This window comes from Halomonas urumqiensis, from assembly GCF_003028575.1.
Lineage (GTDB): Bacteria > Pseudomonadota > Gammaproteobacteria > Pseudomonadales > Halomonadaceae > Halomonas > Halomonas urumqiensis.
In genome coordinates, this window is sequence record NZ_PYUD01000001.1 from 1,454,779 (window position 1) to 1,471,763 (window position 16,985).

Consider the following 16,985-nt stretch of genomic DNA (forward strand, 5'->3'; position numbering starts at 1 on the left):
GCCATGGAAATGTTCGATCTGTCATTGATCTGGGCGGTAATCATCGGTTTCGGGGTCATCATGTACGTGCTGATGGACGGGTTCGACCTGGGGCTCGGCATTCTCTATCCCTTCGCCCCGGACGAGGCCGCTCGGGACGTGATGATGAACTCGGTGGCACCGGTATGGGACGGTAACGAGACCTGGCTGGTACTGGGCGGCGCGGGGTTGCTCGGGGCCTTCCCGCTGGTCTATTCGGTCTTTCTGCCGGCGCTCTACATCGGTGTGTTCCTGATGCTCGCCGGGTTGATTTTCCGCGGCATTGCCTTCGAGTTTCGCTTCAAGTCGCGGCGCAGCCGGCATTGGTGGAACCGCGCCTTCTGCTGGGGCTCGGCGATCGCTTCCTTCTCCCAGGGCGCGGTGGTCGGTGCCTATATCCAGGGCTTCGCCGTCGAGGATTTCGTCTACGTGGGTGGTCCACTCGACTGGTTGACCCCGTTCAGCGTGTTGACCGGCATCGGGTTGATGATCGGCTACGCACTGCTCGGCGCCACCTGGCTGATTCTCAAGTCGGAAGGTTACGTACAAGCCTGGGCCTACAAGGTGGTGCCCGCGCTGCTGCTTGGGGTACTGGCGGTGTTTGGCATCATCAGCCTGTGGACGCCATTCGTGAATCCTGATGTGTGGTCGCGCTGGTTCGATCGTATCCAGCTTATCTGGGTATTTCCCGTGCTGGCGCTGGCTTGTGCATTCTGGCTGTGGAGGGCGGTGCGCCAGCGTCAGGAAGGCCAGCCATTCATCGCCACCCTGGGACTGTACATCTTTACCTACCTGGGGCTCGTGGCCAGCAAGTGGCCGGTCATCGTGCCACCCAACTACACCATCTGGGACGCCGCCTCGGCGCCGGAATCCCAGCTGTTCCTGCTGATTGGGGTACTGTTCGTGATCCCCATCGTGCTGGCCTACACCGCCTGGAGCTACTGGGTGTTCCGCGGCAAGGTCAAGGTCGGCGAGGGCTATCACTGACCCCATGGCGACGCCCCGACACACCGACGATGGCCTGACCGCCCGGCGGTGGCTGGCCGGGCTGATCGCCCAAGAGCGTCGCCTGGTTGGCCTGGCCGTTGCGTGTGGCCTGCTCGCCGGCGTGCTGACCTTCGCGCAGCTTGGCCTGCTGGCATGGCTGGTGGCCACGTTGCTGGCGCCCGAGGCGTCGGCGCCATCCGCCTTGTGGCCAGCCTTTGCCGGCTTGCTGGCGGTGCTGCCGCTGCGTGCGCTGGCCCAATGGGGGCAGGAGGCGGCAGGGCTTGAAGCCAGCCTGCGCGTACGCCGCCGCGCTCGGGCCGAGCTGCTCGACCACCTGGCAAGGCTCGGGCCGGTATGGCTCGCCGGGCGCCATAGTGCGTCGCTTGCCAATCAACTGGTGGAGCAGGTTGAGGCACTGGAGGGGTATGTGGCGCGCTTCCAGCCACAGCTGACGCTGGCGCTGTTGCTGCCCCTTGCCTGCCTTGGCATCGTGGTGTGGCTCGATTGGCTGGCGGCGCTGTTCCTGCTGCTGGCGGCACCCTTCATTCCGCTGTTCATGGCGCTGGTGGGCATGGGCGCCGAGCGTCTCAATCGTGACCAGTTCGCCGCAGTCGCGCGGCTCTCCGGTCATTTCATCGATCGGGTGCGGGGGATTACCACCCTGCAACTGTTCGGGCGAACCCGGCAGGCGACGAGTGAGGTGCACGTCGCCGCCGACGACTACCGACGGCGCAGCATGCGCACGCTGCGCCTGGCTTTCTTGTCCTCAGCGGTGCTGGAGTTCTTTGCCTCCATCGCCATCGCCGTGCTGGCGATCTACGTAGGTTTTGGACTGCTGGGGTACATCACCTATGGTCCATCACCCGCGCTGACCTTGTTCAGCGGCCTCTACGTGCTGTTGTTGGCCCCCGAGTTCTTCCAACCTTTGCGCGCACTGTCCCAGCACTATCATGATCGTGCCGCAGCGCTGGGGGCTGCTGAGGGGCTCGTGGCGCTGCTCAACGAAACGCCGACCGCCGGGCGAGGCGCCGATGCCGGCCCGGGATCGCCACCCGCGCCGGGCATGCTGGTATCGCTGCGTGAGGCAACCGTTGCCCATGCCGGACGTGGCCAGGTGCTCGGCCCCCTGGACCTCGATGTGGTGAAAGGCGAGGTGCTGGTGGTGACGGGGCCTTCGGGGACCGGCAAGTCGACGCTTCTGCAGTTACTGGCGGGCTTCGTCGGTCCTGACTCGGGCACTTGCCACCGTGCAGCGGAGCTCTCCTTTGCCTGGCTCGACCAGCGTCCTTTACTGGTGCATGGCAGCCTTGCCGACAACCTGCGGCTGGCCTCTCCCGAGGCGGATGATGCGATGCTTGTGCGCTCACTCGCCAAGGCGGGGCTGGGTGAGCTCTTCGAGGCGCTTCCTGAAGGGCTTGCCACACCCTTGGGTGAGCGCGGCGTCGGGCTTTCCGGTGGGCAGGCCCAGCGTCTGGCGCTGGCGCGGATATTTCTCAGCGATGCGCCATTGGTGCTGCTCGACGAACCTACGGCCAGCCTCGATACCGCAAGCGGGGCGAATGTGATCGAGGCGCTTGAAAGGCTTGCCGAAGAGGGTCGGGCACTGGTCATCGCCACTCACCATCCAGCGCTGATGGCGATGGCTCATCGGCGGCTATCCCTTGAACCGCAGACAGGGCGCGCGGCGGCCTACGCCACACCACGAGGTGAACATGGCTGAAGCATCCCGCAAAGGCACCCGCGAGGTTGGGTTGATCGCCAGCCTGGCGCCGTGGCTCATGTTGCTGGCACGGCGGCGGCGTCGCCTGCTTGCCGGGGCCGCGTTGATGGCGCTGACGGTACTGTCGGCGCTGGGTCTGCTGGCCGTGTCGGGCTGGTTCATCACCGCCAGCGCCGTGACGGGGCTGGCGCTAGCCGCGGGCGTGGCCGCCACACTGGATGTCTATGTGCCCGGGGGCGCCATCCGGCTGTTTGCGGTCACCCGCACGGTGTCTCGCTATGTCGAACGGCTCTACAACCATGACACCATTCTGCGCCTGCTGGCGGACCTGCGGGTGCGCATGTTCGCCACGCTCGCCAGACTCGATGACCATGCACTCTCGCAGCGGCGCGCCAGTGAATGGCTGAACCGGTTGACTGCCGATATCGATGTGCTCGATGCGCTCTTCCTGCGCCTGCTGGCGCCTCCCGTGGTGGCGCTACTGGCTATCATCGCCACGAGCGTGCTGCTTGGCGTGTGGTTGCCCTCCGCGGGGTGGCTGGTGCTGGTGGTGACGGGCGTGGCGCTAGGTTGGTTCACGGTCGGCCAGGCGCGGCTCGGCATGGCCGCCAGTCGCCGCCAGGTCGCTCAGCTCGACGCATTGCGTGGCGGTGTGATCGAACAGCTCCAGGGGCTCGCCGAGCTCGAGGCCTATGGCACGCTGGCCGGCCATCGGGCCACCCTCGAGCGTCTGGAGTCGCGGATCCAGTGCGATCAGCGCCGGCTCGGTCGGCAGGCGGCGCTTGGCAATGCCCTGGTGGGGGCAGTGATCGGGGTTTTGCTCGCAGGCGTGCTGTGGTTGGGCGCGCGGGCCCATGCCGCCGACCTTCTGAGCGGCCCATTGATGGTAATGATGCCGGTGGCGGTGCTGGCGCTCAACGAGGCACTGGCGGTATTGCCTGCGGCCTTCACTCGAGTGGGCGCCAGCCGGGCTGCCGCAGAGCGCCTCAACGATCTGGAGGATCAGTCACCGCGTCAGGGGGCACGCAGCGAGGCGCTACGCCAGCCACCGCCGGGAGCGCTTGCGGTGTCGCTGGAGCGGGTCAGCCTGTGCTATCCCGGTTCGCTTGAACCTGTGCTGCGCCAGGTCAGTTTCCGACTGGCGGCGGGCCGCCGCCTCGCGGTGTGTGGTGCCTCGGGGGCAGGAAAGTCGAGCGTCGCGGCCCTGCTGGCAGGCAGGCTGTCGCCCACCGACGGCCGGGTGCAGGTGGGAGGTGTGGCACCTCGAGACCTCGAACCGGAAGTGTTGGCCGAGCGCGTGGCGCTGCTGACCCAGCGGGTCGATCTGTTCGATGCAAGCCTCGCCGATAACCTGCGGCTGGCGGATCCGCAGGCCAGCGACGCGCAACTGTGGCGGTCGCTCGAGGCAGTGGCGCTGGCCGACTGGGCCGATGCGCTGCCGGCGGGGCTAGCGACACGGGTGGGCGAGGGCGGACGGCAACTCTCCGGCGGACAAGCCCGCCGGCTGGCGCTGGCACGCCTGATGCTGCGTGATCCTGACCTGGTGCTGCTCGATGAGCCCTTCGCCGGGTTGGATGCCGACACCGCCCAGCGAGTCGCCAGCTCGCTCGATCGGTGGCTCGAGGGGAGAACGGTGCTGTTCTTCGTTCATGCCCTGCGTGACGGGCCCTTCGACCCGCCCGGGGTGACCGACATGGTGACCCTTGACGATGGAGAGTTGTGCAATCGGTCAGATTATTTCAGGATGGGGTGAACGAAACGGGATCTGATGAATGACATGGGATCTTGTGATTGAAATGGAGAGACAAGCCATGCGTGATTTCCTGAAGCGCCTGCCCAAGGCCGAATTGCATCTGCATATCGAGGGGTCGCTCGAGCCCGAACTGATGTTTGCGTTGGCCGAACGCAATGGCGTGGCATTGCCCTACGCTTCGGTGGAAGAGGTGCGTGCCGCCTACGATTTCAGTGACCTGCAGTCGTTTCTCGACCTCTATTTCCAGGGCATGAGCGTGCTGCGCACCGCCGAGGATTTTCATGATCTGGCGATGGACTACTTCACCCGTGCTCATGCCGAGGGGGTGGTGCATATCGAGATGCATGTCGACCCCCAGGCGCATATCGCACGAGGGGTCGAGCTGGCGGCGGTGATGGAAGGTCTTGGCCGGGCCAGGCGACGTGCCGAACGGGAGCTGGGCATGTCCACGGCGTTGATTCTGGCTTTTCTGCGCGACCGGCCCGCAGAGGAGGCCATGGCCGTTCTCGAGAGCGCCGCCCCTTACTGGGAGCTGCTTGACGCCGTGGGCCTGGACAGCGCCGAGCGGGGCAATCCCCCGTCGAAGTTCGTCGAGGTGTTCGAGCGTGCACGCCGACTTGGCATTCCTCGCGTCGCCCATGCCGGCGAAGAGGGGCCACCCGAGTACATCCGCGAGGCCCTCGACCAGCTCGATGTGTGCCGTATCGACCACGGCGTGCGTTGTCTGGAAGACTCCGACCTCGTGGCGCGGCTGCGTGACGAGGCAGTGGTGCTGACGGTCTGTCCGCTCTCCAATGTGCGCCTCAAGGTGGTGGAGACCATGGCCGAGCACCCGTTTCCGCAGTTGCTCGACGCCGGCCTCATGTTGACCATCAACTCCGATGATCCCGCCTATTTCGGCGGTGGCATGCTCGACAACTTCCTGGCCTGCCATGAGGCGTTTGGATGGTCCGAGGAGGTCTTCGTCACGCTCGCCTCCAGCGCCATCGAGGCGGCCTTCGTCAGCGATGAGCGGCGTGAGGAATTGCGTCGGCAGCTTGCCGCGAGCCGTCATTGATAGACACCCTCCAGGGCGTTCTACTGCAGTACGTCCTGCCAATCCGGATGTCGGCTGAATTGTGCCTTGGCAAACGGGCAGAGTGGTATGATGGCGACCTTTTCCCGCCGCGCGTCTTCCACCGCCTGTCGCACCAACCTTTCTCCGACCTTGAGGCCACGCAAGGTCGAGGGAACTTCGGTGTGGTCAATGATGATCAACCCGTTCCCGGCGCGGCTATAGGTCATCTCGGCCTCGTTACCATCGATGACCACGCGGTAGCGCCCCTTCGACGTGCCATCCTCCCTCTCGACCGGCATGTCTGTCGGTGAGGGTTGGGTATTCGTCAGCTCCGCACTAGGCCGCCGAACCTGGCGTGGTTGCCCCTGCGCGCATTCCAGAAGATCGCGGTCCCAGTTTCCGAGGTCAGCGGTGGCCTCGTAAGTCGAGACCAGGAACTCCATCAGTGCCTCGTCGGGATCAGCTGCACTCTGTACGGCATCAAAGGGCAGCAGGAATTCCGACAGGCCGTCATGCCAGAACGCCGCATCGGGCCGGACCGATGCGGCCTGAAAGCCCCGGGGCGACGGATAGGCGTAGGCATAGAAGGCGGGATAATCGATGCCGTTGCCACCCGGCCAGAATCCCGCCGAGGACACCTCGCGGTCATAGGCTTCCTGCGCCACGTCATCCGGCAGGGTAGGAATTCCGGCTGGATGAAGCGGCGCACGGCGCCCAGAAAACCGGGTGACCGCGAGATCCATGGCCCCCCAGAACAGGTGAACCGGGCTGGACTTGCCGAGAAAGGAGGTCCGGAACCTGCCCATTACCCTGTCGATCGCCACCAGCGCCTGGTGGTAGCGCTGCACGGCGTCGCGGTCATAGGGCCGGTCGCGATGATCCACGCTGAACGGCACGGGGCTGGGCACCTCGTTTGGCGTGTCGTTGAGGGTCGGCGTGCCCCCTAGGTCGGTAATCAGCTGCACGAATTTCGCGCGAAACGCCGCGACCGTGGTCGCCCCCAGAGCGAATGTTGCCACGCGGCCGTTACCGGAGGTTCCCACGACCGTGTGCTCGAGGAAATCGAACCGGATCTCGATACCTGGACCGTCCGGAATCGGCGAGGATGCGAGGCCTGTCGGCGTGACATAGAATGTCGCGTTCCAGGAATGGTTGAGCCATGGCGTATGCGCCAGCCTGTATTTGCCGACGATCTGCAGATACAGATGTAGGGCGGAACAGGTCTCGCGCCATCCAAGGTAGTCGAGTTGGGGCCAATGGGTGGTCATAACTTGGCGTCTCCATTCGGCATCTGTCGCTTGTGGGGATGGGGCATTGGGTCACGGGTCACCCGCATGGCGCCCCGCCAGTCATGTCATCGGCACCGGTTAGTCAGGCGCGGGGATATGCTCGTCGCGGTCATCGGCCGGAAGATCGAAACGCCCCTTGCCCCAGTTCGCGGCGCGCCATTCGGCCTTGGCCGTTTCGATGCGCTCCTGCGAAGAGGCGACGAAGTTCCACCAGATGTAACGGGGGCCAGGAAAGGTGGCGCCGCCAAGGATCATGAGCCGCGCGCCCCGATCGCCCGCGGCGACGGTGATCCTGTCGCCCGGGCGGAAGACCATCATCCGACCGGCGTCGAAATCCTGCCCCGCAACCGAGATGGCGCCTGCGACGATGTAAATGCCCCGATCCTCGTGATCGTCCGGCATCGGCAGGTGGCGTCCAGGTTCGAGCGTCACGTCCGCATAGAAGGTTTCCGAAAGCATCGTCGCGGGTGCGGTCATTCCATAGGCGCTGCCAAGGATCAAACGGACGGAAACGCCATGATCCTCGATCATCGGCAGCGCCTCCTTGCCGTGATGTTCGAAACTGGGTGCCGTGTCTTCATGGTCGTCGGGCAGGGCCAGCCAGGTCTGTATCCCGAACAGGCTGTTCGGCCCGCTGCGGGCCGCCGCGGAGGTGCGTTCCGAATGGGTCACGCCGCGCCCAGCCACCATCCAGTTCAGCGCCCCGGGGGTGATGATCTGATCGGCGCCGGTGCTGTCCCGGTGATGGAAGTCGCCGCGAAAAAGATAGGTCACGGTCCCCAGCCCGATATGCGGATGCGGCCGTACATCGACGCCTTGTCCGGTCAGAAATTCCGCCGGCCCGGCCTGATCGAAGAAGATGAACGGCCCGACCATCTGCCGCCTGGGCGCCGGCAGGGCGCGCCGGACCTCGAAGTCGCCCAGATCGCGGGACCGCGGGACGATGAGCGTCTCGATCGCGTCGACGCCGAGCTCATCGGGGCAGCCGGGGTCGAGTGTGGGGTTCCAGCTCATGCGCGTCATCCTCTTGTATGCTTGCGGCAGGCGTCGTGCCTGCCGATGCAAGGGCCTGATCTCGACACATCCGGACTGTCCGAACGAGCGGGCGGACCTGGTGCGTCCCGACCTTAGTTTGGACGAGCAGCGCCTCGGCGGCTAGTCATGGTGCGCATCGAGCTGTGCCTCGGAAAGCGGAACCCGCCGGCGGTTTCGAAGGCCGGCCACAGAGCGTAGTGTCCAAGTGTCTCGAAGGACATGCAGAGGGGTGGGTGCCGGGGGCTGAACCGCCCGGCACGTTCAGCATAGTCTCAGTGGGTGGTCACCAGCATCACGATGCTCAGTGCCGCCGAGACCCACATGGCGGGCTTGATGTCCTGCAGCTTGCCGGTGAACAGCTTGATCAGCACGAAGCTCAGGAAACCAAAGGCGATCCCCAGCGTGATCGAGTAGGTCAGCGGCATCAGGATGATGGCCAGGAATGCCGGGAACGCCTGCTCGAAACGAGTCCACTCGATCTTGCTGATCGGCGCGAGCATGAATAGCCCCACCAGCACCAGCGCCGGGGCGGTGGCGATGCCCGGCACCAGCGACAGTAGCGGCGAGAGGAACAGGAAGGGCAGGAACAGCAGGGCGATGGTCACGGCGACCAGGCCCGTGCGACCGCCCTGGGCGACCCCGGCACCGGATTCGATGAAGGTCTGCGCCGCGCTGGTGCCCAGTGGTGCGGCAATCATCGAGGCGAAGGCATCGACGGTCATCGAGCGCTTGAGGTTGCGCGGATTGCCGTCCTTGTCCTTGAGGTTGGCGGATTCGGAAAGCGCCATGAAGCATGACAGCGCATCGAAGAAATTGGTGAACAGCATCACGAAGATGAACGGCAGGTAGGCCACCTTGAGCGCACCCAGGATGTCCACCTGCATCACCGCACTGAAATCGGGCCACGCGGCCAGGCCGCTCCACTCGACCACCACGTCACCGCCCCACAGACGCCCCATCGGGGTGGCCAGCAGGGTGGTCAAGGCGATGCCCAGGATCAGGGCGCCGTTGAAGCGAAGGATCACCAGGATGGCGGTGGCCATCATGCCGATGAAGAAGGTGATCAGCGACGGGTCCATGCTGCCCAGTGTCACCAGGGTGGCATCGCTGCCGACGATGAAGCCGGCATTCTTGAAGCCGATGAAGGTGATGAAAAGGCCGATACCACAGGTAATGGCATAGCGCAGCGACGGGGGAATCGCTTCGATGATGGCGCGGCGCACATTGAACATGGCCAGCACCGCGAACATCACGCCGGACCAGAATACACAGCCCAGTGCCACTTCCCATGAGAGCCCCGCGCCCATCACTAGCGTGTAGGTGAACAGGGCGTTCATGCCCATGCCGGGGGCCACCAGGATCGGGTTACGGGCATACAGGCCCATGGCCAGGCTGCTCATGAAACTGATCAGCACGGTGGCCGAGAGCGCGGCGGAGAAGGGGATACCGGCATCACTGAGAATGGCCGGGTTGACCACGATGATGTACATCGACGCCAGGAAGGTGGCGATACCGGCAAGGATTTCGGTTCGCAGCGTGGAGCCTCTGCGCGAGACGCCGAAATACTGATCGAGCCAGGGAGTGTCGGTGTCGTCTCGGCGGACGGCTGCCTGTTCATCCAGAGAGGTGGAAGTCGGTTCCATGGGTGCGGTTCCGTTGTTGTTGATCTGTGTATTCAACCAGGCGAAATGCCTGTGCATTCTCGAATCTGACCAAATGGTCAACTCAAGGTCGTGTCAGCATAGACATGACTTGACCGATTGGGCAAGTGTCTACGACCAATGGGGTAGATGGCCCTGAAATGCCATGAATTCGGAGACGCATTGGTGAGATGCATGTGTGAGACACATCACATGTCGAGTCCACCCGATCAGGCACGCGCAAAGAGCATCCCCACTCGTTGAATGGGGTGCTCAAAATGCTCGCAATGGAGTGATAAGGACGCCTGTCAGGCGGCGAAATTATCTCGCCGGTGCTGGCATTGGCCATTGGCCCAGGTCTCTGACACCGCACGGTCATCACCCATCATCATCAGGGCGAAGAGCGTCTCCGATAGGCTCTGGCTGCGCGCCGTGCGCCTGGCCATCAGCGAGGTGCCGGCGGGGTCCAGTACCACGAAGTCGGCGTCCATGCCGGGGGCCAGCCGCCCGATACGATCATCCAGGGAGAGTGCCTTGGCGTTACCGAGGGTCAATCCGTAGAAACCTTGCCAGGCCGTCAAGGGCTGGCCACGCAGTTGCCCGACCTGGTACCCGGCCTTGAGGGTGGCAAGGCCGGACAAGTCGGTGCCGCCACCGACGTCACTGGCGTAGGTGATGTTGAGGTTCATCTCGCGCGCCGCCTGGCGGTCGAACAGCCCGCTGCCGAGAAACAGGTTGGAACTGGGGCAGAAGGCCAGGTTGGCGCCCCGGTCGGCCAGGCGAGCCCGCATTTCCTGATCCAGGTGAATGCCATGGGCGAAGGTGCTGCGAGGGCCGACAAGCCCGGACTCCTCGTAGACGGCGAGGTAGTCGCGGCTGCCCGGAAACAGTTCTGCCACCCAGTCCAGCTCGCCGGTATTCTCTGCCAGGTGGGTCTGCAACCAGAGGCTTGGGTCAGTACGCAGCAGGCCTCCGGTGGCATCCATCTGGTCGCGGGTCGAGGTCGGGGCGAAGCGCGGCGTCAAGCTGTAGCCAAGCCGCCCATTGTTGTGCCAGTCGCCAATCAGCCGTTCGCAATCGCCAATGCCTCCGATGGCATCATCGGTGAGCGCCTCGGGGGCGTGGCGGTCCATCAGTACCTTTCCGGCCAGCATGCAAAGCCCACGCTTCTGGCTGGCGCTGAAGAACGCATCCACCGAGTTGGGGTGGCTCGAGCAGAACACCTGGGCGGTGGTGGTGCCGACCTTGAGCATCTCGTCGAGAAAGGCGTTGGAGAGTGCCTCGGCATGCTCGCGGTTGGCGAACCGGCACTCTTCAGGAAAGGTGTATTCGTTCAGCCAGTCAAGCAACTGGCGCCCGTAGGAGGCCATGATCTCCAGCTGAACATAGTGCACGTGGCTGTCGATGAAGCCTGGCATGATCAACTTGCCACGATGATCGATCACCTCGATCCCCGGCGGCAACTGGGGCTCGATGCGTGAGAAGGTGTCGATGGCTCGGATGCGGCCATTCTCGAGCCATAGGGCGCCATCCTCGATGTGGCACAAGCTGCCGGATGCCGGGGTGTCGGCATCACCGGGGTCGGAGTCGAAGCTCATGAGTTCGGCGCGCAGCACGCGCGAGTCATTGGTGGTCATGGTCTCAGTGCTCATCGTTGTTTGGCTTGTCGGGTCGGGGACGAGGCCCCTAGAACAGGGCGCGCAGCTCGGCAGGGTCAAGGCCGCGCTGCGCTTCGCCAGGGGGAGCGGCGGCCTGGTCGACCAGCGCCAGCAGTTCGGCCAGGGTGGCGAGTGCGATGGCGTAGGGGGTCTTGTCGCTGCCCTTGGTCCTTGATAAAGCGTTCCTCGATGCGGCGGGGCCGTGGGCGGTGCCGATCGGGCAGCGAACCTTGGCCAGCGCCGCCTCTGAGTGGCCGGCGGCGGACAGGCGCGAACGAAAGCTTGCCCATTTGCTGCGCGAGCCGATCAGGCCGATGGACCCCATGTCGCCGCGCGCCAGCAAGGCATCCATCAGTTCGCGGTCCTCGGCGTGGTCGTGGGTGAGTACCAGCACGTGGGACCCGGCCGGCAGGCGGCTCACGGCGGCGCCCGGCTCAGGGCTTGGGCGACACTCCAGCCGCGGCGTGGCATCAGCCCAGTCGGGAAAGATGTCGTCGCGGCTGTCGTGCCACAGCACCCGCCAGGGCAGTGGTGCCGCCAGGCGAACCAGTTCGGTGCCGACATGGCCGGCACCGAAGATCGCAAGGGTCGTCTGGCTGCCCGGGAACACCTCGATCAGCACGTTGACGAAGCCGCCGCAACACTGGCCGCTGCGTCCGCCCAGAGAAAAGGCCTCGAGTGTCATTCCGGCCTGGCCCGCTTCGAGACGCTGGCGAGCCGCCTCGATGGTCTGCCATTCGAAAGTGCCGCCACCCAGGGTGTCATGGACACCCTCCGCGGTGATCACCATCCGTGCGCCGGGCTCACGGGGCGTCGACCCGGCGCTGGTGACCTGGGTCGCCAGCGCATGGGGGACACCGTCGCGTTGCAGGCGATGCAGTGCCGCGTGCCAGGTTTCCGGTCGCTCGGTGTGGCGGTCGTTCGGGCTCATCACTCACCATCCTTGCCCGGATGACGGAGCTCGCGAGCCTCGCGCAGTACTTCGGCGGCCATCAGCACGCGTTCCGGGGTGGCCGGCGTGTCCAGCCGTGGCGCTTCGCGGTAGTCGGCAAGGCTTGCCAGCGCATCGCGCAGGGCCGACCAAACCGCCATGCCGAGCATGAACGGAGGCTCGCCCACCGCCTTCGAGCGATAGATGCTCGCCATCGAGTTGGGGTGCCCCTCCATCAGGTTGACGTTGAACACCGGCGGCAGGTCACCGTAGGTCGGAATCTTGTAGGTGGCCGGGCCATCGGAGATCAGACGACCCGCCTCGTTCCATTTCAACTCCTCGCTGGTCATCCAGCCCATGCCCTGAATGAAGCCGCCTTCGACCTGGCCAAGGTCGATGGCCGGGTTCAGCGAATCGCCCACGTCATGCAGGATATCGACGCGGTCGACCTGATACTCGCCGCTCAGGGTATCCACGCTGACCTCGGCCACGGCGGCGCCGAAGGCGTAGTAGTAGAACGGACGCCCCTGACCGGTGTTGCGGTCATAATGAATCAGCGGCGTGGCGTAGAAGCCCTTCTCGGAGAGCGAGATACGCCCGATGTAGGCCGCTTGTACCAGCTCACCCCAGGGGATACGACGTTCGCTTTCGCCTTCGCCCGCCACCAGGTAGCCGGCTTCCATGCGCATGCCTTCACGGTCGAGGGCGTACTCTTCGCTTGCGAAATCGAACAGGCGGGCCTTGAGCTTCACGCAGGCATCGCGTGCCGCCTGGCCGTTGAGGTCGGCACCGCTCGAGGCGGCGGTGGGCGAGGTGTTGGGTACCTTGTCGGTACGCGTGGCGGTGATACGCACACCTTCCACATCCAGCGACAGCTCGCGCGCCACGACCTGGCAGATCTTGGTGTGCAGGCCCTGGCCCATCTCGGTGCCGCCGTGATTGATCATCACGCTGCCGTCGGTGTAGACGTGCAACAGCGCACCGGCCTGGTTGAGGTGCTTGGCGGTGAACGAGATGCCGAATTTCACCGGGGTCAGTGCCAGGCCACGGCGAATGATCGGGTTGCGCGCATTGAACTCGGTGATCACCTCACGACGTGCCCAGTACTCGCTGCTGGTTTCCAGTTGAGTGATCAGGTCGTGGAGCAGCTGGCGCTGGTCGACGGTCTGGCCGTAGTGAGTGATCTCGCGGCCTTCACGATAGAGGTTGCGCTTGCGAACGGTCAGCGGGTCTTCGCCGATCTGCCTGGCAATGTCATCCATGGCCGCCTCGATTACCATCATGCCCTGGGGGCCACCGAAGCCACGGAAGGCAGTATTGGACGCGGTATGGGTGCGTGCCCGATGCCCGGTCACCCGTGCCAGGCCCAGCGAGTAGGCGTTGTCGGAGTGGAACATCGCACGATCGACGATGGCATCCGACAAGTCCGGCGAGTAGCCGCAATCACCGATCACGGTGATCTCGCCGCCCTGGATGACACCCTGGTCATCGACGCCAAGGCGGTAGCGGTTGTGGAACGGGTGGCGCTTGCCGGTGGCACGCATGTCGTCGGCACGAGGCAGGTTCACGCGGGCGGCACGGCCGGTGCGACGGGCGATCAGCGCGGCGATGCAGGCCCAGGGCGAGGCCTGGGTCTCCTTGCCACCGAACCCGCCACCCATGCGGCGCATCTCCACGGTGACGGCATGGAAGGGGATGCCAAGCACCTCGGCCACCAGCTTCTGGGTCTCGCTGGGATGCTGATTGGAGGTGTGGACGATCACACCCTCATCCTCGGTGGGCTGCACCAGGCACGCCTGGCCTTCGAGGTAGAAGTGCTCCTGGCCTCCGACGAACTGCTCACCTTCGACGACATGCCGGGAATTGGCGAGGGCCTGTTGCCAGTCGCCGCTTTCCTGCACGTGTGTCGGCCGCACGAAGTCACCGCGCTCGGCTGCCGCGACTGGGTCAAGGCTCGGCGCCAGTTCCTCGATGTCGACGATACCCTCACGCCAGGCGGCTGCAACGGCCTCGCGAGCGGCGCGCTGGCTGTCGGCGGCCACTGCGAACATGACCTGCCCCAGGTAGCTGATCTCGCGCTCGACGAAGATCGGGTCGCCGGGAAATACCGGGCCGATATCGGTGTGCCCGGGCACATCATTGAATCCGATGACATCCACGACGCCGGGTTGTGCGCGAAGGGCAGCGAGATCCAGGCGGTTCAGGTTGCCATGGGCGACAGGGGAGAGTCCCAGCGCCACATGCAGGGTATCGGCGGGGGCCTTGAGGTCGTCGATGTAGGCGGCTCGCCCGGTGACATGCTTCACCGCGCTCTCGTGGGCCTGGGAGGTGCCGGCGATTCCACGTGGCCTGGCGACTCCCGTTTCACGGGCCAGCGGGCTTGCGCCCTTGATCTGTCCGTCGAGTGTCTCGCGGGCGGTGGTATCGGCATGATTGCCAGGCTGTGTGGAAATATCAGTGAGCGTACGCATGGAGCATCACCTCCCGGTCGGTGGTGTCTTGCTGCGCGATCACCAGTCGCAGGCGTTCGAGCAGGTTGGCGGCGGAAATCTCGCGGTAATGGGCGCTGCCCCGGACATCCGACATCGGCTGGAAGTCCTCGGCCAGCGCCAGGCGGGCGGCCTGGAAGGCGGCGGCTTCGGGTGGCTTGCCCTCCAGCGCCGCCTCGGCGTGACTGGCGCGTTTGGGGATGCCCGCCATGCCGCCGAAGGCCAGGCGCACGTCACGCATCACCGCGTCCTCGATACGCCAGGTGAAGGCACCAAGCACCGCGGAAATGTCATCCTCACGGCGCTTGGACAGTTTCCACACCTTGAGGTGTCGTGCCGGGTCGGGGCGCGGCAGGAAGATGGCGCGAATGACTTCGCCTTCGCCAAGCGCGGTCTTCTTGTAGTCGATGAAGAAGTCCTCGAGCGGGAGTTCTCGCTCTCCCTGCGGGCCCGCCAGCCATAGCCGCGATCCCAGTGCCAGCAGCACCGGTGGGGTGTCGCCGATGGGCGAGGCGTTGGCGACGTTGCCGCCGAGGGTGCCGCGGTTGCGCACCTGGGCCGAGCCAAGTCGATGCAGCAGGTGCGCAAATGGCTCGTAGTGCTCTTCCAGGAGCGGTTCGAGACGCGCATAGGTCACCGCCGCGCCGACCCACCAGCCGCTGCGGCCATCGTCGAGAGTGGCCTCCTCGATGGTATTCAGTTCGGCGACTCGGGTGACGTCGACAAGGCGTTCGAAACGACTCAGGCGCTGGGTCACTTCGAGCCACAGGTCGGTGGCCCCGGCGACCGGGCGCGCGTCGGGATGACGGCTGCGAATCTCCACGAGCTGTGCAAGGGTCTCGGGCTGGGCGAAAGGCGCATCCTTGGCCTCGGTCGGCTTGGGTGCGGCGGCATCCAGCCATAATGGCCGCGTGTGCGGATGTTCTTCCATGCTCAATGCGGCATCACGGATCGGACGATAACCGGTGCAGCGGCACAGGTTACCGCCCAGGGCGGCTTCCAGGCGCTGGGGGCTCAGCGGAGAAGGGGAGCGCTGCTGTTGCTCGTGCAGAGTGAACAATGACATCACGATGCCCGGCGTGCAGAATCCGCACTGGCTGCCGTGACACTCGACCATGGCGGCCTGGGCGGGGTGTAGCGTTTCGCCTTCGGCCAATCCCTCAACGGTGACCAACTGCCGGCCATGCAACTGATGGGCGGGGGTGATGCAGGCATTGGCACTGTGGTAGCGAACCTGGCCATCGGGGCCGGTTTCACCGATGGCCACGGTGCAGGCACCGCAGTCACCGGAGGCGCAGCCCTCCTTGGTGCCGGTCTGGCCAAGGCTCTCGCGCAAGAGCTCGAGCACGCTGGTATCGGGTGTCGCCTCGAAGTGGCGTGGCTGCCCGTTGAGCAGGAAGTCGATCATCGCCGTGTCCTGTTGTTGATTTCGTCGTGTGACGTCGTTGTATGACATTGTTCTATGACATTGTTGTATGGATGGGTTGTTGAATGAGCTGGTTGAATGCGTTCGCTGAATGATGCCGTCAGGCTGGTGAATTGCATTATTGACCATTTGGTCAGGATGTACCAAGCATGGTCTACAATTTGTCGTTTGGCAAGCCCGTTTGCACCCCGCACCAGCGTGGGGCAAACTTCCCCACACCAGGCCATCCCGAGGCATGGAGTGACTCGGCTAGAGGAACATCGATGACGCAGCGCAACAGCGTTCAGACCAAGGTCGTGAGCAGCAAGGTCGTGAGCAGCAAGGTGGCGACCAGGGAGCGTGGTGAGGCCAATGGTGTGACCCGCGAGCGCAACGAGCGTGAGATTCTTGCCGCCGCGGAACGTATCTTCGCCCGTCATGGCTATCGGGGCGCGAGCCTGCAGGCCATCGCCGAGGAAGCCGGCCTGCCCAAGTCCAACGTGCTCTACTACATGGGTAACAAGCGTGGGCTGTACGTTCGTTTGCTCGAGCGCATGATGGCTCGCTGGAATGCCCTGCTTGACGACATCAGCGTGGATGATGACCCCGCCGAGGTGCTGGAGGCGTTCATTCGCAGCAAGATGGACCTGTCGCGCAGCCATCCCGAGGGCTCACGGTTGTTTGCCGCCGAGATCCTGGGGGGCGCGCCATTCCTTCAGGAGTACCTGCGTGGCGAATTGCGCGACTGGGTCGAGGCGCGAGCGGCGATCTTCAGGCAGTGGGCCGAGCGAGGGCTGATGGACCCGGTCGATCCGGTGTGGCTGATCTTCCTTATCTGGTCGGCCACCCAGCACTACGCCGACTTCGAGGCGCAGGTGCTTGGCATCACCGATCGCGAGGAGCTCAGCGATGCCGATGTGGAAAACATCACCCGCTTCCTCAGCCAGGTGATTCTGAAGGGCTGTGGCGTCACGCCTCGCCAGGCCTGAGCCAGAAAGTCCGC

Annotated in this window: 12 protein-coding genes; 5 read left to right on the top strand and 7 right to left on the bottom strand. The window is 64.8% G+C overall.

Features of this window, described 5'->3' with window-relative positions:
* The first annotated feature begins 3 nt into the window (after window positions 1-3).
* From C6V82_RS06295 to C6V82_RS06310, 4 genes are read left to right on the top strand one after another with little or no spacing between them, the layout of a single operon-like run.
* Complete coding sequence (locus C6V82_RS06295; protein WP_102586609.1) at window positions 4-1,005, top strand: cytochrome d ubiquinol oxidase subunit II; 1,002 nt, start codon at window positions 4-6, stop codon at window positions 1,003-1,005.
* Between the two features lie 4 nt (window positions 1,006-1,009).
* Window positions 1,010-2,725: a thiol reductant ABC exporter subunit CydD gene (gene cydD / locus C6V82_RS06300; protein ID WP_102586608.1), complete on the top strand. Its 1,716-nt coding sequence runs from the start codon at window positions 1,010-1,012 to the stop codon at window positions 2,723-2,725.
* A complete protein-coding gene (gene cydC / locus C6V82_RS06305; protein ID WP_102586607.1) occupies window positions 2,718-4,478 on the top strand; it encodes a thiol reductant ABC exporter subunit CydC in 1,761 nt (586 codons plus the stop codon). Before cydD ends, cydC begins: the two co-directional genes overlap by 8 nt.
* A gap of 58 nt (window positions 4,479-4,536) precedes the next feature.
* Window positions 4,537-5,535 carry an adenosine deaminase gene (locus tag C6V82_RS06310; RefSeq protein ID WP_102586606.1) on the top strand — a complete coding sequence of 333 codons (999 nt, stop codon included), beginning with the start codon at window positions 4,537-4,539 and terminating at the stop codon, window positions 5,533-5,535.
* Window positions 5,536-5,555: 20 nt separating this feature from the next.
* Here the strand turns inward: C6V82_RS06310 and C6V82_RS06315 are convergent, their stop codons facing one another.
* The 7 genes from C6V82_RS06315 to xdhA all read right to left on the bottom strand — a co-directional run bounded on the left by C6V82_RS06315 (window position 5,556) and on the right by xdhA (window position 15,985).
* Window positions 5,556-6,803, bottom strand: coding sequence for a DUF5996 family protein (locus tag C6V82_RS06315; protein ID WP_102586605.1), 1,248 nt, complete (start codon window positions 6,801-6,803; stop codon window positions 5,556-5,558).
* Between the two features lie 99 nt (window positions 6,804-6,902).
* Window positions 6,903-7,838 carry a pirin family protein gene (locus C6V82_RS06320; RefSeq protein WP_102586604.1) on the bottom strand — a complete coding sequence of 312 codons (936 nt, stop codon included), beginning with the start codon at window positions 7,836-7,838 and terminating at the stop codon, window positions 6,903-6,905.
* A 293-nt stretch (window positions 7,839-8,131) separates the two neighbouring features.
* Entirely contained in the window at window positions 8,132-9,502 is a 1,371-nt protein-coding gene (locus tag C6V82_RS06325) for an NCS2 family permease (RefSeq protein ID WP_102586673.1), read from the bottom strand.
* A 305-nt stretch (window positions 9,503-9,807) separates the two neighbouring features.
* Entirely contained in the window at window positions 9,808-11,136 is a 1,329-nt protein-coding gene (guaD, locus tag C6V82_RS06330) for a guanine deaminase (RefSeq protein WP_102586603.1), read from the bottom strand.
* Window positions 11,137-11,185: 49 nt separating this feature from the next.
* A complete protein-coding gene (xdhC, locus tag C6V82_RS06335) occupies window positions 11,186-12,088 on the bottom strand; it encodes a xanthine dehydrogenase accessory protein XdhC (RefSeq protein ID WP_102586602.1) in 903 nt (300 codons plus the stop codon).
* Window positions 12,088-14,559, bottom strand: a complete 2,472-nt coding sequence (xdhB, locus tag C6V82_RS06340) for a xanthine dehydrogenase molybdopterin binding subunit (RefSeq protein ID WP_102586601.1) — start codon at window positions 14,557-14,559, stop codon at window positions 12,088-12,090. The genes xdhC and xdhB overlap by 1 nt, the downstream gene beginning before the upstream one ends.
* A complete protein-coding gene (gene xdhA / locus C6V82_RS06345) occupies window positions 14,543-15,985 on the bottom strand; it encodes a xanthine dehydrogenase small subunit (RefSeq protein ID WP_102586600.1) in 1,443 nt (480 codons plus the stop codon). Before xdhA ends, xdhB begins: the two co-directional genes overlap by 17 nt.
* 281 nt (window positions 15,986-16,266) lie before the next feature.
* On the opposite strand from xdhA, the gene C6V82_RS06350 reads away from it, so the two are divergent.
* Entirely contained in the window at window positions 16,267-16,971 is a 705-nt protein-coding gene (locus C6V82_RS06350; protein ID WP_102586599.1) for a TetR/AcrR family transcriptional regulator, read from the top strand.
* Window positions 16,972-16,985 lie beyond the last annotated feature (14 nt).